Genomic DNA, 16,877 nt, shown 5'->3' on the forward strand with positions numbered 1-16,877 from the left:
TATTAAGGCTGGGCTAGAATCGCTTTTTTAGTTGTGTTCTTGGAGATGGTGACGACATGAGTGGCTCCTTTACTTTTGTGGTGATGTTGGCGTTCTTGGCTGTGGTCGTGGTGATGGCTGGGGTCAAAGTTGTGCCTCAGGGCCAGCAATGGACGGTCGAGCGCTTTGGTCGCTACACCCGCACCCTGACGCCGGGCTTGTCCTTGCTGGTCCCTTTTATGGACCGCGTGGGCCGCAAGCTCAAAATGATGGAATCCGTGCTGGATGTTCCCTCGCAAAATGTGATTTCCCGCGACAACGTGGCCGTGACGGCTGACGGTGTCGTGTTTTATCGTATCGACAATGCTGCCCAGGCTGCCTATGAAATTGATCACCTGGAAATGGCGATTGTGAACCTGACTACCACCAACCTGCGTTCGGTCCTGGGTTCGATGGAACTGGATCACATGCTGTCCAATCGCGAAGTGATTAACGATCGCCTGCTGGCAGCGGTGGATGCAGCGACGACACCTTGGGGGGTGAAAGTTACCCGCGTGGAAATCCGTGATTTGAATATGGCTCCCGAGTTACAGGAAGCCATGAATCTGCAGATGACGGCTGAGCGTCATCGTCGTGCTGCCGTGACCAAGGCCAGCGGCCAGAAAGAAGCCGAAGTGCTGCAAGCCGAAGGGGAGAAGCAAGCGGCTGTGTTGCGTGCCGAGGGTGAAAAGCAATCCGCTATCTTGCGTGCTGAAGCGCGTGAGCGTGAAGCCGAGGCCGAAGCCCGTGCAACCCGCGAAGTGTCCGAAGCCATCAAGAGCGGTGATGTACAAGCCCTGCAATACTTTGTGGGCCTGAAGTATGTGGAAGCCTTGCGCGATGTGGGTACGGGCCCCAATAGCAAGCTGGTGCTGATGCCTTTGGAGGCCAGCGGCATTACCGGTGCGGTGGCAGGTGTGACCGAGCTGCTCAAGACCACCGGCAGCAAGTTGGGACAAGGCTAAGCGGTTAGCTGGAGGTGCTGATCTTGTCATTCATTTTTGATTCCTTTTGGTACTGGCTGGTGTCTGGCGTCGTGCTGATCGCTGCCGAGGTCGTCATCTCTGGCGTCTATCTGCTGTGGCTGGGCTTGGGGGCTTTGACGGTGGGCTTGTTTGCCGCCGCCTGGCCGGATGCTCCCTCCTGGTTGCAATGGCTGATTCTGGCCGTGGCCATGTTGGGGTGGGTGGTCGTTGGTGTGCGTTGGCAACGGCGCAGCCGGGCCAATCAGCCTGATATTTTGAATACCGGCTTGAGCGCCTATGTGGGGGCTCGCGCGCAGGTCAGCGAAAGTTTTGTGAACGGCCGGGGGCGTATTCGGCTTAACGATAGTTATTACAGTGCCACAGCGACCCAAAATCTGGAGCAGGGCACTGCGGTTGTGGTCTTGGCGGTGGAAGGCGCTGAAATGCGTGTTCAGGCTGTTGAGTAAGAGAAATAGTAGGGTATGGAACAATGATGAACAATCGCTATGGCAAGCTGGCTTCTTTGGTATATCACCTGGACAAGCCGGTAGGACGCTCTTTCGGTGATGTGGAGTACTACCTGGAGCGCTTGCAGGGCACAAGTGGGCCCATTCTGGAGCCCGCAGTAGGTACAGGGCGCATTCTGATTCCCTTGCTGCAGGCGGGGCTGGATGTGAATGGCTTTGACCTGTCTCAGGAAATGCTGGATTATTGCCAGCGTGAACTGGAATTGAGATCCCTGAAGACCACGCTTCAGTTGGCAGGTTTTACGGATTTCATCGCAGATCGTCCTTTGGAGGCGATTGTGGTGCCAGCTGGCTCTTTTCAGCTTCTGGATTCGTTTGAGCAGGGCATTGCTGCGTTAAGCCGTTTTCACGCCAGCTTGAAACCAGGTGGGCGGTTGTTGCTGGATCTGGACCCGGTGGCGGCGATTGTGAGTGTGCAGTCTGGTATGCGGACCTGGTCAGCTCCTCCGCATGGACTGATTACCCTGAATGCCACCGCCCTGGAAAAAGACTACTGCGCCCAGGTGACTCGCGAAATGCATCGCTACGAGCTGTGGGAGCATGGTGTCTTGTTGGAAACCCAGCTGGAACAGTTCTCGCTGCGGTGGTGGGGCGTTCAGGAACTGAGAATGGCACTGGAGCAGTTGGGGTTTGGCGAGATCGTCATTTCTGGCGGGTATCAGTATGGCAAGACGCCTCAGGATACTGACGGGATTATTTCGTTTGAAGCGCGCAAGTTGTAAGACTGGGACTGGGCTTGGAGCCAGTAATCGTATCAGTGTGGTGGCTAAGGTGGAAACCGTACGCGATATGAGCAATGGCATAGGTTCATGCGTGGATACTGGTACCGCAACCGCAACCGCAACCGCAACCGCAACCGCAACCGCAACCGCAACCGCAACCGCAACCGCAACCGCAACCGCAACCGCAATTGCAGGATTGCAAGCTGCTGGGCTTGGATCCGGACGACGGATTCTTTCAGCCCTATCTGCTTTTATATTGGTTCTACTACCTGTATTCAGCCCCATCGCACAAGGGCAAAGCCTGATACAGGATGAACAAGGCTGGGTTTATGTGAATGAAAGGGGCGAAGCAGTTCTGCGTCCCTTTATTTACGACAACGGCCCTGATTACTTTGAAGAAGGTCTGGCCCGTTTCGTCGCCAAGGGGAAGATGGGCTTTCACGACCAGTCACTGAAAATCTGGATTCCGGCCCGTTACGATTTTGCCTTTCCTTTTGTGGATGGCAAAGCCAAGGTCGGCATGGATTGCAAGCTCATTCCACACGGTGAACACCATTCAGTTCACTGCCAGCACTGGGAAAATATTTCCAATCCTTTGACAGCACCAAAAGATCAGCCCGAAAACTAGTCCGTGCACAGTACACAGCAGTACAGAATTTATCCGGAGAACACGATGAAGAAATGGGGAATCCTGGGACTGGTCGGCGTCTTGTCTGCTTGCGCCAATCAAGCCTCGACACAGCCACCCGTGGGTATTGCCAATCCGGCCTCGGCTTATTGCGTGGAGAAGGGCGGGCGTTTGGATATCGTCAACACACCAGCAGGGCAAGTGGGCATGTGCACCTTGCCGGATGGCACGGTGATCGAGGAGTGGGAGCTGATGCGCCGTGACCACCCTTCGGCAAAGTCCTGATGCCAGATCATAAAAGCCAGCTATTTGCTGGCTTTTATATTAGCGTTCGATACGGACCTCAAAGTAGGCTTCGGACTCGCCCAGATCACGAAAGCCATCACTCATGGCGCGCGTGGCGGCGGCAATCCATTTTTTGGCCAGGGCAATGTCTTCCCCGGACAATTCCGTCTCTGCCGTTTCTTCGGCCAGTTGCCACGCTCGATAGGCCTGGACCACGGCCTCCGGGCCTTGCATGACTTTTTCTAAGCTGCGGCGAAAACGCTCCTCAGCCTCGCGGCGGCCGCGTTCGGTGATATCGGAAGGAGCGTCGTGCAAAGTGATGGTATAGGACATGATGCTTCTTTTTGCTGTATGAATGAACAGTAATTTAGCATGTCTTTTTATCTTGAGCCAGATTTTTGTGATGTCTGTTGCATCAACTATTAGTCGGATTATTCTGCGCCCCCAAACAGGCTGAAAAGATGTGTGCGTTTGTTCGACTTTGCACGACTGGCCCAGCTCTGATTTTCCACCATAGACTATCGGCTTGCGCCCGTGGGTATACTGCTCCAAGCAGATTCATGCTCTCTTTTTTCATGGCCGAGGTTCAGGGTGCAGCTTGTAGCGATTGGCAGTATTACCGTTGATATTGTGGTCTCAGGCATGCCAGCCGAGCTGGCGCGTGGTGACAAACAGGAAGTGGGCTCGATCGACTTGTATCCAGGTGGTGGGGCGCTTAATGCGACAGCGAGCTTCATGGAGCAAGGCGAGTCGGTTCGGCTACTGGGGGCGCTGGGTCGAGACGGCCTGGGTGAGCGTTTGCGTTCACATATCGAGCAGTTGGGAGTGGACGTCAGCAGTATGCAGATCTGTCCTGATCAGCCCACCGGTAAAGCCATCGTCCTGGTCGAGCCGTCCGGCAGTGCTTCGGTGCTGGCACGACGTGGGGCAAATGCCTGCCTGCGTGTCCAGGCTCAAGACTTGCAAGCAGACCTGATTTATGTGGCTCCCTTGGCCTTGCAGCCTATGGAAAGCGTGGCGCAGGCCTTGGCGGAAAAAAGGGAGACCTCGGCCTGCCTGGTGGTAAATCCCAGTGTGGCGTGTTTGCAGCATCAAGGCCAGGGATTCAAGCAGGTCTACGCACGCGCAGATGTGCTGGGCTTGAATGCGGTGGAGGCCCAAATGCTGGCAGGCGTTCAGGACGCCGATATTCAGCTGGAATTATCGATTCAGGAAGCGTGCGAACTGGCTGCGCGTCTGCAGCATCACCCTCAACAAGCCTTGTTGATCACCTTGGGTGTGCAGGGGGCGGTGTTGGCTTTTAATGGTCAGCAGTATGTGGAGCCTGCGTGCAAGGTGGAGGTGTGCTCAACGGTGGGGGCAGGGGATGCCTTTCTATCCAGCTTTGCCCTGGCCTGGAAACGGGGTTTGGAACCGACAGAAGCCTTGAAGCTGGCCAGCCAGGCAGCGGCGGCACGATTAGGACAGTGGGCGGCCAATACCTTTCCGCCCATGTTTGGACAAGACGCAGCGCAAGCCCTGACTTTGTAAATACCAAAAGCACAGCAAAATAAATAACAAAGGGGAGAGGATATGGCAGCCACTATCATTATTATTGGCTTGTATCTGCTGGTGACAGTCCTGCTGGGGGTCACACTCTGTTATACCCGTCCCAAGACGTGGAAACGAGATACGGCTTTATTAATGATTACCCCCTTGGCTGTCCCTGTGGTTTACGCCATTTTCACAATGCTCAATGGATAGGGGGCAGGCACAAAACGTCTCTTCCTGGCATTTTGTTGCATGTTATGCGCTTTTGCGAAGATTTTTGCCGCAAAAGTAAGCTTATGTAGTCTAATCCTAGTCTTTGTGTTGTCTCTGTGTCGGATCTTGACAATCGTTGACTTCATGTTTTGAAGGTGGCCCGCTACCATATTCTCAAGCTTGTTTTAGTTGGGACTTTGGGATGTATGCCATGATTAATGCCTCGAATCTGATCGATTATGTACCTATGGTATTAATGCTGGCTGGCTGCGGTATTTTGGGCTTTATTTTGTTGTCTTTTTGGCTGCATCGCTCTTGATCTACACCCAGCCTTGTCGTGCTTTGCAATAAAGCACCGATATTTACGCTTGATTTCAGCAGCTTCTTTTACCTGACGTGTTGCTTTTGCTGCACGCTTGCCTTCGTACACTTTTCATATCAAACAAGTGTAGTAAGCTACTTCCACGATCTGTTTCGCGACCAGCGCTTGAGGGTTTTAACCCTGCGCTAACAGCAGACGCGGCCTGGACAGTCTTCATCTCGAATGATTTGTCAGGCATCAGCAAACATCAGGTCAAGGAGAAGGAAATCATGTTTTTCCGCTTAGTTTCTGCCTGTGCAGGTTCTTTGATGTTGTCGGCATGCGCCAGCTCCCCCCAAACGGCCACCAAACCAGTCGGGCAGGCCAATCTGGCTTCCAGTTTTTGTCAGCGCATGGGCGGGCAAACCATTGTTCATGAAAGTGGACGTGGTGCCTATGGAACCTGCTTGATGAAAGATGGTTCGGAATCCGAAGAATGGGCCTTTTACCGTAGCTGGTATCCCCGGATGGACTGAATTCTTTGCCAAATGTGGTTTTTGTGGCGATACAACGCCGCGATAGCGGGCGAAGGTGATAAACTTATCCAATCAAATGTGTTATTTGGGAAGCAGAATCTTATGAACTCAACGCGAACTACCCGTCGGCAAATCTAGCCGTGGCCGCGTAGCGTTTCGTTTGCTTTCCAAGAACGTTCAATTCAAAAGCGCGGCTTTTTCAAGGCCGCGTTTTTTATTTCAGGAAGTGTTATGGTCCGAATCACACTGCCCGATGGCTCCCAGCGAGAGTTTCAGGGCCCGGTTTCCGTCAGCGAAGTGGCGAACTCGATTGGTACTGGCTTGGGCCGCGCCGCCCTGGCTGGCCGTGTCGGCACGCCCGGCACCGAGTCGCGTCTGGTGGACACCTCGTATGTGATCGACCAGGACAGCAATTTGGCCATCATTACCGCCAAGGACGCTGACGGTCTGGATTTGATTCGTCACTCCACTGCTCACTTGCTGGCTTACGCGGTCAAGAGCTTGTTTCCGGATGCCCAAGTTACCATCGGCCCGGTGATTGACAACGGCTTTTATTACGACTTTTCCTACAAGCGTGCCTTTACGCCCGAGGATCTGGAAGCCATTGAAAAGAAAATGGCGGAACTGGCCAAGAAAGACGAAGTGGTTACCCGCGAAGAGTGGTTGCGCGACGATGCCGTCGAGTTCTTCAAGAGCATTGGCGAGGACTACAAGGCAGAGATCATTGCCTCCATTCCGTCCAACGAGCCGATCAGCCTGTATCGCGAAGGCGATTTCATTGACTTGTGTCGTGGCCCTCACGTGCCATCTACTGGCAAGCTGAAAGTATTCAAGCTGATGAAAGTAGCCGGGGCTTACTGGCGTGGCGACAGCAATAACGAAATGCTGCAACGCATTTACGGGACTGCCTGGGCGACCAAGGAAGATCAACAAGCTTATCTGACCATGCTGGAAGAGGCCGAGCGCCGCGACCACCGCAAACTGGGCCGTGAGCTGGATCTGTTCCACTTCCAGGAAGAGGCCCCTGGTCTGATTTTCTGGCATCCCAAAGGTTGGGTGATCTGGCAACAGGTCGAACAATACATTCGCCGTGTCTATCAGGACAATGGCTACCAGGAAGTGAAAGCACCGCAAATTCTGGATTTGTCGTTGTGGAAGAAAACTGGCCACTGGGACAACTACGCTGAAAACATGTTCACGACTGAGTCGGAGAATCGTGTTTATGGCTTGAAGCCCATGAACTGCCCCGGTCACGTGCAAATCTTCAATTCCGGTCTGCATTCCTACCGTGAACTGCCTATCCGCTACGGCGAGTTCGGTCAGTGCCATCGTAACGAACCCTCGGGTGCCTTGCACGGCATGATGCGCGTACGCGGCTTTACCCAAGACGATGGCCATATTTTCTGTACCGAAGACCAACTGCAAGACGAGTGCGCTGCCTTTACTGCTCAGTTGCAAGCCGTCTACGCGGACTTTGGCTTTACCGAAATTCTGTACAAAGTGGCTACTCGCCCAGAAAAGCGCATCGGTGACGATGCGGTCTGGGACAAGGCTGAACAAGCCCTGATCGAAAGCTTGCGCCGTACCGGCTGCGAGTTCGAGATCTCGGAAGGCGAGGGTGCTTTCTACGGTCCGAAGATTGAGTACACGCTGAAAGACGCCATTGGTCGTCATTGGCAGTGTGGCACCATCCAGGTGGACTTTTCCATGCCAGCCCGTTTGGGCGCCGAGTATGTGGATGCCCAGGATCAGCGTCGTGTGCCTGTCATGTTGCACCGTGCTATTTTGGGTTCCTTCGAGCGCTTTATCGGCATGCTGATTGAAAACCACGCCGGTGCCTTGCCTGCCTGGTTGGCTCCGGAGCATGTGGTGGTATGCTGCATTTCCGAAAGTTCAGCCGATTATGCTCAATCCGTGGCGCAAAACCTGAAGAAAATGGGATTCCGTGCCTCCTCTGATTTGCGTGGTGAAAAAATCACTCGTAAAATCCGTGAGCACAGTATGCAAAAAGTGCCCTATATTCTGGTCGTGGGTGAGAAAGAGCGTGAAAACGGCGCAGTCGCCGTGCGTGCGCGTGGTGGCGTGGACTTGGGCGTCATGCCAATAGCCGATTTTTCAGCACGATTGAAGCAAGAGATCGATAGCCGTCAGTAAAACAGGAACGCTATCGTTTTTATCGACATTTTTAGGAGTTTTCGACATCGCAACCGAGAAAAAACATCGCATCAATGGTGAAATTCGTATTCCAGAGGTGCGACTCATTGGAGTCGAGGGTGAGCAGCTAGGTATCGTCAAGGTGCCTGACGCCTTGGCAATGGCAGAACAGCATGATGTGGATCTGGTGGAAATCGCCCCTGCGGCGGTACCACCGGTGTGCCGTTTGATGGATTACGGCAAATTCCGCTATCAGGAACAGAAACGCCAACAAGAAGCCAAGGCCAAGCAAAAAATCATTCAGATCAAGGAAGTCAAATTCCGTCCCGGTACGGATGAAGGCGACTACCAGGTCAAGCTGCGTAATGTGAAGCGTTTTATTGATGATGGCGACAAGGTCAAAGTGACCTTGCGTTTCCGTGGTCGTGAAATGGCTCACCAGGAACTGGGTATGCGCGTACTGGAACGGATTCGCGACGAAGTCAGCGAAATCTGTCAGGTTGAAGCCATGCCCAAGCTGGAAGGCCGTCAAATGGTCATGGTCTTGGCGCCTCGCAAGAAAGCGTCCTGATACTCTTGCACGATACTGCCTGGATCCGCCCAGGAGCATTATGCGTCGCTCGACTCGCTCCCAAGTAGCGGGTCGGGCACAATCGCCTTTGCAGCCCGGCTGCAAAGGCGTTTTTCTCTAGGTGTCATATGCACGTTTTATTCATCATTGATCCCTTGCCCAGCCTGTCGGCTTACAAGGATTCCTCCGTTGCCATGATGCGTGCATTTCTGGCGCGTGGTCATCGCGTCAGCGTGACCTTGCAGTCTGATTTGTACATTTCCCAAAGTCGGGTTCGTACGCGCAGTCAGGCTGTCAGTATTGCTGCAGATGCCGATTTGCGTGCGCCTTCGTGGTGGACACATCCCGAGCCTGCCACCGAGCAGGAATTGAATGTCTTTGATGCAGTCATCATGCGTAAAGACCCGCCTTTCGATATGGAATACTCCTATTCCACGCACTTGCTCAGCTTTGCGCAGGAGCAGGGGGCCAAGGTATTCAATTCAGGCGAGGCTATTCGCAATCACCCTGAAAAACTCGCTATTACCGAATTTCCGGAATTTACCCCACCCACCTTGGTCACCCGTGACATGGCCCGCTTGCGCGCCTTTCACCAGGAATACAAGGATGTGATCGTCAAGCCGCTGGATGGCATGGGCGGCATGGGTATTTTCCGTCTGCAAGATCCCGAACCCAACCTGGGTGCGATTCTGGAAACGCTGACAGCCAATGGTACGCAAACCATTATGGCGCAGCGCTACATCCCTGAAATCGTCAAGGGTGACAAGCGCATCCTGATCATTGACGGCGAACCTGTACCTTACGCCCTGGCTCGCATTCCCCTGGCCGGCGAGACACGCGGCAATCTGGCCGCAGGCGGTCGCGGGGTTGCTCAGCCCTTGTCCGAACACGACTGGCACATTGCCCGTACCCTGGGCCCTGTGCTGGCCGCACGTGGCTTGCTGCTGATTGGTTTGGATGTGATTGGTGACTACGTCACGGAAATCAATGTGACCAGCCCAACCTGTTTCGTTGAAATTACTGAACAGACCGGCTTTGATGTTGCACAGCGTTTTGCCGAGGCCGTCGAAAAAGCGACGGGACGCGCGTGATTCGCCTTGCCTTGATCATGCACGAGCCCCTGGCCAGCGCGTTTGCCAGCTGTGCCGAGCACGTCCTGGGCGAAAAGCCAGATCTGTTTGTCTTTGACATTCAGGCCGACGAATGCACGGATACGGCGGTGGACCGCTTGCTGGGGCAGTTGCAAACGCAAGCGCCGGACTCGCCCGCCACACTGATACTGTGTGATCTTTACGGTGCCACCCCCTTTAACGTGGCACGTCGAGTCCAGCAAGCTTTGCAAGATCAAGGGCAGGGCGCTTATTTATTGACCGGCACCAATATGTGCATGGTGTTGAAAGCCTTGACCGAGCGACGTGACAATCCCGAGCAGTTCGCTCAGGATGTCATGGCAGGCGCATTGCGTGGCATTGTTCACGCCGACTGCCATTGCTAATTTGAATTTTCACTTTCATTTTTCCAGTTGCCCCTATGCCTAGCGTATCCATCACGATCAGTAATAAATTAGGTCTTCATGCACGGGCAGCAGCCAAGCTTACCCAGTTGGCCGGCCGTTATAGCAGTGAGATTTTTATCGCGCGTGGCTCTCAGCGCGTGAATGCAAAAAGTATCATGGGTGTCATGATGCTGGCCGCCGGAATGGGGGTCACTGTGGTTGTCGATGCCCAGGGTGACGATGCCGATCAGGCCCTCAATGATATTCAGGCGTTGTTTGACGCCAAGTTTGGTGAAAACGAATAAGGAAGAAATCTGGTCATGAATAGTGCTGCAGCTCGAACCCCGGCGTCTGATTTGTCCGCGATGTTTACCGCTCAAGGTCAAGCAGTCGGTAAGGGGTACGCCATTGCCAAGGCCGTGGTAATGAGCGCAGCAGCACTGGAAGTCCCTCATTACCGGATTGCCGCCGAAGACGTCGATTCTGAAAGCCAGCGCCTGCTTAGCGCCATGGCCAGTACTCGTGACGAACTTCGTGCCATGGTGGACCAGCTGCCTGTGGATGCACCACGCGAGCTAGCTCCTATCTTGACGGTGCACAGTCTGCTCCTGGACGATCCCATGCTGACGCAGCAAACCTGCGCCATCATTGCCGAGCGTCACTACAACGCAGAATGGGCTCTGACCTCGCAAGGTCAGATGCTGGTTGAGCAGTTCTCCCAAATGGAAGACGAATACCTGCGCGAGCGTGGTGCTGATGTGCGCCAGGTTATCGAGCGCGTATTGCGCGTTCTGGCAGGCAAGCCTGCTTTGCTGCCTGGTTTTTCAGCCGCTCAGGAAGAGCCGCTGATTGTGGTAGCACGCGATATTTCCCCGGCAGATATGCTGCGCTTGCGCGGTGGTCATTTCGCCGGTTTTCTGACGGATTTGGGTGGGCCCACCTCGCATACAGCGATTGTAGCTCGCAGCTTGAGTGTTCCTGCTGTAGTGGGTTTGGGCAGCTTTCGCAGTCTGATACGCGATGGCGACTTTCTGATTGTGGACGGCTTCTCGGGTGCGGTAATTGTGAATCCGTCGGAGCAAGTGTTGGCCGAATACCGGGAGCGTCAGGAAGCTTATCGTCGCGAACGGGCTGAACTGGAAGAGTTGCTGGATGCGCCAGCGATGACGCTGGATGGGATTAACGTCCGCCTGGAAGCCAATATCGAGCTTCCCGAGGAGGCGGAGCTGGCTTTGAAAGCGGGCGCCGATGGCATTGGCTTGTTCCGCAGCGAGTTTTTGTTCATGGGACGCACGGATTTGCCTTCCGAGCAGGAACAGTACGAAGCGTACTCCCGTGTAGTAAAAGCCATGAAGGGCAAGGTCGTCACTATCCGTACACTGGATATTGGGGCCGATAAAACCCTGGATGGAGATGCCACGGTAGCGACTAACCCGGCCTTGGGCTTGCGTGCAATTCGCTACTGTCTGGACAGGCCCGAGATGTTTGCCACCCAGCTACGCGCCTTGTTGCGTGCCAGCTTGCATGGACAAATCCGTATTTTGATCCCCATGATTTCCTCCATGAACGAGGTGCATGCCAGTCGTCAGGCTATTGAGTCGGCAGCTCGGGAACTGGAAAAATCCGGTACCCCATTCGCACGCAACTATTTATTGGGGGCTATGGTGGAAGTGCCCGCCATAGCCATTGCCATTGAGCCCTTTGTACAGGAACTGGATTTTCTGTCCATCGGCACCAATGACTTGATTCAATATGTTCTGGCTGTAGACCGGGGCGATGCCGAGGTTGCCAGCCTGTACGACCCCATGCACCCCGCCGTCTTGCGTTTGATTGCACACACGATCAATGCGGCTGATCGTGCTGGCAAACCGGTGGCGGTCTGTGGGGAAATGGCGGGGGATGCTTCGGTGACTCGCATGTTGCTGGGGCTGGGCCTGAAAGAATTTTCCATGCATCCGCAGCAACTGCTGGATGTGAAAAAAGAAGTGCGCCTATCGCATTCCAATGCCTTGCGCGTGAAAGTGGCCAGTGCCTTGAACCGTGCCGAGCGCATCGATCTGGCTACCTTAGCCGCCTAAGTAATTGAAAACAGGCCAATTTAGTTGGCAAATATGTAACAAAGCCCAGCTGTAGTCCTACGAGGGATTCCATTTGTAACAACGTATCTGGACCTATTCGCTCTCTAGATGCTTGTTGTTAAAGGGTTTGTCATGAAGCTTGAGCTATATCGTCAGAATAATTGAAATCAGGATTTACACTAATAGATTGGTCTGTGTGCTCAGCACCGATAGAATGGCTTCTAGGGGAGTTGTAACAGACCCAAGGCCGAGCCGGAAGTCGCACCAGGCATCGGCCCATTCTATCTAGCGACCTTGGAATAGTAGGAAGGAAATCTTATGAAACTGACTCGTGCTCATTTTGCTGTCATGGCCGCTGCTGCTTCGATGACTCTTTTGGCTGCGTGTTCCAAAGAGGACGACAAAGCCGCTACGAGCGCGCCACCTGCTCCTGTCGCTGCTCCACAATCGACAGCACCTGCCACTCCACCCGCACCAGAGGCTGACAAGTCCCTGGAGCAAAAAACGGAAGAACTGAAGCAGGACGCCGCTAAAGTTGCTGACGACGTCAAAAAAGAAGCAGAGGAACAGAAAGAGAACGCCAAGGAAAATACCCACTCCTTGAAGGAAGATGCCAAGGCTGCTGGCGATAAAGTCGCTGAAAAAGCTGGTGAAGCCAAGGATGCAGTAGCCGATGCTGCCAGCCGTACGGGCGATGCCATTAAAGACGGCGCTGCCAAGGCTGACAAAGCCATCCAGGACAAGCTGGGTAATGGTGTTGACTCCTCGCCATCTGCCGTGCCTTCGGAACAAGCCAAACCTTAAGGCTTGAATAATTCGGCTGATTGTCTGGCCAAATGCAAAAAGCGGGTGCCTTTGGCACCCGCTTTTTCTATACTGCTGGTAGTGTCAATATTTTAAGGAGAGGGACCGTGATTAATCGTAGCGAATGGCTGGAAGATCTGCAAAAAAACGTCTCGGAGCTGATCGCCAAAAGTCCGGCTGCCGATATTGAGCGCAATGTAAAAGCCTTTATGGGTCAGGCCTTCAACCGTATGGACCTGGTTACTCGTGAAGAGTTTGATACCTACAAGCTGATGCTGGAACGCGCACTGGCTCGTGTGGCGGCTCTGGAAACACGTTTGCAAGCCTTGGAAGGGCGGCAAACTCCTGTTCCTCAAGATGGTGACACCTCTGCTCAAGAGGGCAGCCAAGGCTGATCACTTCATTTGAATACAGTCACCAGGCCTGGGGGTAAACAATCGGCCAGCCCCTTTTTTATTGCTGTTTTTCTGGTCTTGACCGGGGTGTGCGCCGCACAACATGTGTGGAAAGTACCCCCGGCCTTGCCTTTTATGCAGCGCGAACTGGGCATGGATCTGGTGCAGGCAGGTTTTCTGCTGGCCAGCGTGCAAATGGCCGGGATGTTGCTGGGGCTATGCATAGGCCTGATCTCCGAGAAAATTGGTCTGCGTCGCTGCATTTTGACGGGGCTGGGTATTTTGAGTCTGGCCTCGTTAATCGGCTCCTTGTTTGAACATAGCGCTCTGGTTTTGTTGGGGCGGATGATAGAAGGCTGCGGCTTTCTGATGGTGGTACTGCCCATTCCCGCCTTGATCAAACGTATTACTGATGCGGCGCGGTTGAGCCGAGTCATGGGTTTGTGGGGCTGTTACATGCCCGCGGGGGCGGTCTTGATGCTGTGGGCTGGCGCTGCCTGGTTGGCAGTTGGCTCCTGGCGTACCTTGTGGGTGGTTCTCGGTGTATTGACAGCCATCTTCATGATTTTGACCTTCCTTCTGGTGCCACCGGATTCTCAGACTCAAACCAGAAGTGCGGCGCAGCATACCTCTGCTCATCGCTGGACCAGACTGCTGCGCACGACTTTAAGCTCCGGCCGGGTTTGGTTGCTGGCTTTGGCCTTTGGTGTGTACGCGGCGCAATGGGCGGCAGTCGTGGGCTTCATGCCCACTATTTACAATCAGGCGCAGATAGCAGTCGGCACCGCCGGTTTGCTGACAGCCTTGATTGCTGCTGGGAATGTCGTGGGTAATCTGGGGGCAGGGCGCTGTTTGCACGCCGGTATCCCACCTCATAGGCTGCTGCAGGCAGGCTACTTGGGTATGATCGCATGTGCCATCGTTGCGTTCGGGCTGACACAAAGCTTGGTGGTTCAGTTTGTCGCCATCCTGTTGTTTTCGATTGTGGGCGGCTTGATTCCAGCTACCTTGTTCTTCCTGTCGGTCACGGCAGCACCTTCGCCTGAGACCACCTCGACCTCGGTGGGCTGGGTACAGCAATGTTCTTCACTGGGTCAGTTTGTGGGCCCCCCTGTTGTGGCGTCGGTTGTACATGCGTTGGGTGGATGGCAGTGGGCTTGGGTCGCGACGGTTAGTTTTGCCGTTTTGGGTTTGATCATTGCCTGGCGCTTGTCGCATTTGGGTCTGCCCAATGGCCGTTAGGCCTTGCTCAGATCAGCGTCGGATTAGATGAAAGAGATCATGAAAGAGCCAGCTCAATAAAGCTGGCTCAGTTTTTTTGGAAGGGAAAGCAGTATGCTCGTTAGTAATGTCCCGATCACAAGAGATGAGTTGGCTGATCTTTTGGCCGTCTCCCATGAGTCTTTGAGTTTCGAGAACTGCAGTTTTGATGATGAGGATCTGTCGGGTCTGGAGCTGGATGGTTCGCAGTTTTCGGGCTGCAGCTTTTTGAATGCCCGATTGATACGGGCACATTTGCAAGACACGATCTGGCAGCGTTGCAAGTTGGGTCAAGCAGATTTCAGTTTGGCGGATCTCAGTTCGGCGCGTTTTAGTGTTTGTGATCTGCACTTGAGCAAGTGGGTGCGCACCCAGATCGCTTCCTTGCAGATCGAGGATTCCAAGCTAAGCGGTGCTGTTTTCAACGAAACCCGTGGTTTGGACCTGAGCCTGCGCGAGTGCAAGCTGGTGGGTGCAACTTTGCGCGCCATTAATTTCCGTAAGCAAAATCTGGTGCAACTGGATTTCTCCGATGCGGACTTGGGCGGCTGCAATTTTCAGGATGCCGTATTTGAAGGCGGCAGCTTGAGGGGCGCCAGCTTGAGAGGGGTGAACTTCAAGGGAGCAGACCTGCGCAGTGTGGAACTGGGCAGCATCACCTTGTACGACTTGAATAACTCTTTCCAAGGCGCATGTTTGTCCGTAGAGCAGGCCGTCCAGCTGGTCAGTTCCATGGGTGTGCAGGTTCAGTAAGACCCTGGGGCCGTACAAGTACGCAGTGATGTTTTAAGGCAGGCATCTGGAGCTTATTTTTCCCGACGGGCAGACTGAATGTTTGCCTTGGAAAGGGAGAAGGGCATATGTCCTTGGCCGTGTTGAACAGTTGTGCCTTGTCGGGCCTGGATTTTATCGACGTGCGTGTCGAGGCGCATGTCGCTCCAGGATTACCCGCCTTCCATATTGTTGGTTTGCCCGATGCCGGTATTCGCGAAAGCCGGGAGCGCATACGGGCCGCCTTGCAGGCCAGTGGCTTTGACTTTCCTGCAGCCCGACTGACTATCAATCTGGCGCCTGCTGATTTGCCCAAGGATTCGGGGCGCTTTGATTTACCCGTGGCTTTGGCGATTTTATTGGCCAGCGGCCAGCTGAGCCGCCCGGATGACAAGCAGCGTGAGCAAGCGATCACCGGTCTGGAGCGCTATGTCATGGCCGGGGAGTTGTCTTTGACAGGGGCCGTGGTTCCTGTGCAGAGTGCGCTAACGATTGCCCTGGGTATGGCGCGTCGGCATCCGGAGCTTTGTTTGCTTTTGCCTGCGCAGAGTGCAGAAATGGCGGCCCATGTTCCTGACCTGCAGGTCTACGGGGTTGCCAGTTTGGCAGAGGCGGCGAGGTATCTGCGAGGGGACAAGGAGCCGGAACCCGCATTGGCCAGGCCGTGGTCAGAAGAGTGGAATGATGGCCAACAACTTTGCTTGTCGGACGTGCTGGGGCAGCCTTTGGCTTGCCGTGCTTTGGAAGTGGCCGCTGCGGGTGGCCATAGCCTTTTGTTGAATGGCTCGCCGGGTGTGGGCAAGACCATGCTGGCTCAACGTCTGCCGGGTCTATTGCCAGACCTGGAGCGATACGCTCAGCTGGAAGTAGCCGCCTTGTATTCCTTTGTGCAGGAACAGGATTTTTTCAGCAGGCGACCCCCTTTTCGTGCCCCACACCATAGTGTGTCTACTCCTGCCTTGATTGGAGGTGGTAGCCGCCCAAGACCGGGGGAGGTTTCGCTGGCTCATCATGGCGTACTGTTTCTGGATGAGTTGCCTGAGTTCAGTCGGCGTTCACTGGAGGCGTTGCGCGAACCGCTGGAGCAGGGCTGCGTGCATATTTCTCGTGCCCAGAAGCAAGCGGTTTTTCCGGCGCAGTTTCAGTTTGTGGCTGCCATGAACCCATGTCCCTGTGGCTGGGCGGCGAGCCGTCATCGGGCGTGTCGGTGTTCTCCTGCTCAACGGGAGCTGTATCGGCAGCGCTTGTCGGGACCGATGCTGGACAGGATTGATCTTTTGGTGACCTTAAGCGAGTCCGAGCCGGAGCGTGATCAAGCAGCACAGGCGTCCAGTCAGGTCAGGCTGCGGGTACAGGAGGCGATCGAGAGGCAGTTGGCACGTCAGGCGGTACGAAATGCTCGTCTGTCAGTGGCAGGTTTGAAAGAGCATGGGGGCTTGTCTGCGGAGGCCTTGCAGCTACTGGCCAGCGCACGCAAGCGCTGGCATTGGTCAGAGCGAGTGCAGGGTAGAGTCTTGCGGGTAGCGCGGACAATTGCGGACCTGGCCGGAGTAAAGCAGATTGCCAGACCTCATATCGCGGAAGCATTGCAGTTCCGGCCTGAATTGCCTTGAATCGAGGTAAG

Annotated in this window: 21 protein-coding genes; 19 read left to right on the forward strand and 2 right to left on the reverse strand. The window is 54.5% G+C overall.

Going from position 1 to position 16,877, the window contains the following annotated elements:
• Window positions 1–56 precede the first annotated feature (56 nt).
• Genes WFM49_RS06745 through WFM49_RS06765 form a run of 5 tightly spaced genes read left to right on the forward strand, consistent with a single transcriptional unit; the run spans window position 57 to window position 3,145 of the window.
• Window positions 57–983: an SPFH domain-containing protein gene (locus WFM49_RS06745; protein WP_009454414.1), complete on the forward strand. Its 927-nt coding sequence runs from the start codon at window positions 57–59 to the stop codon at window positions 981–983.
• 14 nt (window positions 984–997) lie between these two features.
• Window positions 998–1,450 (forward strand): NfeD family protein, encoded by a 453-nt coding sequence (locus tag WFM49_RS06750; RefSeq protein ID WP_009454411.1) that lies wholly within the window; start codon window positions 998–1,000, stop codon window positions 1,448–1,450.
• A gap of 23 nt (window positions 1,451–1,473) precedes the next feature.
• The gene (locus tag WFM49_RS06755) at window positions 1,474–2,232 is read left to right on the forward strand and encodes a class I SAM-dependent methyltransferase (RefSeq protein WP_009454410.1); all 759 of its coding nucleotides are present in this window, start codon (window positions 1,474–1,476) and stop codon (window positions 2,230–2,232) included.
• A 49-nt stretch (window positions 2,233–2,281) separates the two neighbouring features.
• A complete protein-coding gene (locus tag WFM49_RS06760; protein ID WP_336972453.1) occupies window positions 2,282–2,860 on the forward strand; it encodes a WG repeat-containing protein in 579 nt (192 codons plus the stop codon).
• A 45-nt stretch (window positions 2,861–2,905) separates the two neighbouring features.
• Complete coding sequence (locus WFM49_RS06765) at window positions 2,906–3,145, forward strand: putative hemolysin (protein WP_254499321.1); 240 nt, start codon at window positions 2,906–2,908, stop codon at window positions 3,143–3,145.
• A 39-nt stretch (window positions 3,146–3,184) separates the two neighbouring features.
• On the opposite strand, the gene WFM49_RS06770 is transcribed toward WFM49_RS06765, so the two are convergent.
• A complete protein-coding gene (locus WFM49_RS06770) occupies window positions 3,185–3,478 on the reverse strand; it encodes a hypothetical protein (RefSeq protein WP_003800394.1) in 294 nt (97 codons plus the stop codon).
• A 258-nt stretch (window positions 3,479–3,736) separates the two neighbouring features.
• On the opposite strand from WFM49_RS06770, the gene WFM49_RS06775 reads away from it, so the two are divergent.
• Window positions 3,737–4,675: a carbohydrate kinase family protein gene (locus tag WFM49_RS06775; RefSeq protein ID WP_336972455.1), complete on the forward strand. Its 939-nt coding sequence runs from the start codon at window positions 3,737–3,739 to the stop codon at window positions 4,673–4,675.
• A gap of 42 nt (window positions 4,676–4,717) precedes the next feature.
• Window positions 4,718–4,888, forward strand: coding sequence for a hypothetical protein (locus WFM49_RS06780; RefSeq protein ID WP_021446650.1), 171 nt, complete (start codon window positions 4,718–4,720; stop codon window positions 4,886–4,888).
• A gap of 253 nt (window positions 4,889–5,141) precedes the next feature.
• On the opposite strand, the gene WFM49_RS06785 is transcribed toward WFM49_RS06780, so the two are convergent.
• Window positions 5,142–5,318: a hypothetical protein gene (locus tag WFM49_RS06785; RefSeq protein WP_250757196.1), complete on the reverse strand. Its 177-nt coding sequence runs from the start codon at window positions 5,316–5,318 to the stop codon at window positions 5,142–5,144.
• 161 nt (window positions 5,319–5,479) lie between these two features.
• On the opposite strand from WFM49_RS06785, the gene WFM49_RS06790 reads away from it, so the two are divergent.
• The 12 genes from WFM49_RS06790 (at window position 5,480) to WFM49_RS06845 (ending at window position 16,866) form a co-directional block, all read left to right on the forward strand.
• Complete coding sequence (locus WFM49_RS06790; protein ID WP_009454406.1) at window positions 5,480–5,725, forward strand: putative hemolysin; 246 nt, start codon at window positions 5,480–5,482, stop codon at window positions 5,723–5,725.
• A 231-nt stretch (window positions 5,726–5,956) separates the two neighbouring features.
• Window positions 5,957–7,879 carry a threonine--tRNA ligase gene (gene thrS, locus WFM49_RS06795; protein WP_009454405.1) on the forward strand — a complete coding sequence of 641 codons (1,923 nt, stop codon included), beginning with the start codon at window positions 5,957–5,959 and terminating at the stop codon, window positions 7,877–7,879.
• A gap of 46 nt (window positions 7,880–7,925) precedes the next feature.
• Entirely contained in the window at window positions 7,926–8,450 is a 525-nt protein-coding gene (gene infC, locus WFM49_RS06800) for a translation initiation factor IF-3 (protein ID WP_080584954.1), read from the forward strand.
• 128 nt (window positions 8,451–8,578) lie between these two features.
• Window positions 8,579–9,541: a glutathione synthase gene (gshB, locus tag WFM49_RS06805; protein ID WP_009454403.1), complete on the forward strand. Its 963-nt coding sequence runs from the start codon at window positions 8,579–8,581 to the stop codon at window positions 9,539–9,541.
• On the forward strand, window positions 9,538–9,945 hold the full coding sequence (locus WFM49_RS06810) for a PTS sugar transporter subunit IIA (RefSeq protein WP_009454402.1): 408 nt from the start codon (window positions 9,538–9,540) through the stop codon (window positions 9,943–9,945). Before gshB ends, WFM49_RS06810 begins: the two co-directional genes overlap by 4 nt.
• Window positions 9,946–9,980: 35 nt before the next feature.
• The gene (locus WFM49_RS06815) at window positions 9,981–10,250 is read left to right on the forward strand and encodes an HPr family phosphocarrier protein (protein WP_003800381.1); all 270 of its coding nucleotides are present in this window, start codon (window positions 9,981–9,983) and stop codon (window positions 10,248–10,250) included.
• 60 nt (window positions 10,251–10,310) lie between these two features.
• Window positions 10,311–12,023 carry a phosphoenolpyruvate--protein phosphotransferase gene (gene ptsP, locus WFM49_RS06820; RefSeq protein ID WP_021446646.1) on the forward strand — a complete coding sequence of 571 codons (1,713 nt, stop codon included), beginning with the start codon at window positions 10,311–10,313 and terminating at the stop codon, window positions 12,021–12,023.
• Window positions 12,024–12,341: 318 nt separating this feature from the next.
• Window positions 12,342–12,827 (forward strand): hypothetical protein, encoded by a 486-nt coding sequence (locus WFM49_RS06825; RefSeq protein ID WP_336972459.1) that lies wholly within the window; start codon window positions 12,342–12,344, stop codon window positions 12,825–12,827.
• A 107-nt stretch (window positions 12,828–12,934) separates the two neighbouring features.
• Window positions 12,935–13,222, forward strand: a complete 288-nt coding sequence (locus tag WFM49_RS06830; protein WP_009454398.1) for an accessory factor UbiK family protein — start codon at window positions 12,935–12,937, stop codon at window positions 13,220–13,222.
• Window positions 13,223–13,309: 87 nt separating this feature from the next.
• Complete coding sequence (locus WFM49_RS06835) at window positions 13,310–14,464, forward strand: MFS transporter (RefSeq protein WP_336972509.1); 1,155 nt, start codon at window positions 13,310–13,312, stop codon at window positions 14,462–14,464.
• 129 nt (window positions 14,465–14,593) lie between these two features.
• Entirely contained in the window at window positions 14,594–15,235 is a 642-nt protein-coding gene (locus WFM49_RS06840) for a pentapeptide repeat-containing protein (RefSeq protein WP_336972461.1), read from the forward strand.
• 107 nt (window positions 15,236–15,342) lie between these two features.
• Window positions 15,343–16,866: a YifB family Mg chelatase-like AAA ATPase gene (locus WFM49_RS06845; RefSeq protein ID WP_336972463.1), complete on the forward strand. Its 1,524-nt coding sequence runs from the start codon at window positions 15,343–15,345 to the stop codon at window positions 16,864–16,866.
• Window positions 16,867–16,877: the final 11 nt, after the last annotated feature.

It is taken from the genome of Alcaligenes sp. PF14 (assembly GCF_037150615.1).
GTDB classification, from domain to species: Bacteria; Pseudomonadota; Gammaproteobacteria; order Burkholderiales; family Burkholderiaceae_B; genus Alcaligenes; species Alcaligenes phenolicus.

Excerpts from the sequence above, each read along its gene's own strand:
- WFM49_RS06745 (WP_009454414.1), top strand. The coding sequence starts at position 57 with ATGAGTGGCTCCTTTACTTTTGTGGTGATGTTGGCGTTCTTGGCTGTG.
- WFM49_RS06755 (WP_009454410.1), top strand. The coding sequence starts at position 1,474 with ATGATGAACAATCGCTATGGCAAGCTGGCTTCTTTGGTATATCACCTG.
- WFM49_RS06765 (WP_254499321.1), top strand. The coding sequence starts at position 2,906 with ATGAAGAAATGGGGAATCCTGGGACTGGTCGGCGTCTTGTCTGCTTGC.
- WFM49_RS06770 (WP_003800394.1), bottom strand. The coding sequence starts at position 3,478 with ATGTCCTATACCATCACTTTGCACGACGCTCCTTCCGATATCACCGAA.
- WFM49_RS06780 (WP_021446650.1), top strand. The coding sequence starts at position 4,718 with ATGGCAGCCACTATCATTATTATTGGCTTGTATCTGCTGGTGACAGTC.
- WFM49_RS06790 (WP_009454406.1), top strand. The coding sequence starts at position 5,480 with ATGTTTTTCCGCTTAGTTTCTGCCTGTGCAGGTTCTTTGATGTTGTCG.
- thrS (WP_009454405.1), top strand. The coding sequence starts at position 5,957 with ATGGTCCGAATCACACTGCCCGATGGCTCCCAGCGAGAGTTTCAGGGC.
- gshB (WP_009454403.1), top strand. The coding sequence starts at position 8,579 with ATGCACGTTTTATTCATCATTGATCCCTTGCCCAGCCTGTCGGCTTAC.
- WFM49_RS06815 (WP_003800381.1), top strand. The coding sequence starts at position 9,981 with ATGCCTAGCGTATCCATCACGATCAGTAATAAATTAGGTCTTCATGCA.
- ptsP (WP_021446646.1), top strand. The coding sequence starts at position 10,311 with ATGTTTACCGCTCAAGGTCAAGCAGTCGGTAAGGGGTACGCCATTGCC.
- WFM49_RS06825 (WP_336972459.1), top strand. The coding sequence starts at position 12,342 with ATGAAACTGACTCGTGCTCATTTTGCTGTCATGGCCGCTGCTGCTTCG.
- WFM49_RS06845 (WP_336972463.1), top strand. The coding sequence starts at position 15,343 with ATGTCCTTGGCCGTGTTGAACAGTTGTGCCTTGTCGGGCCTGGATTTT.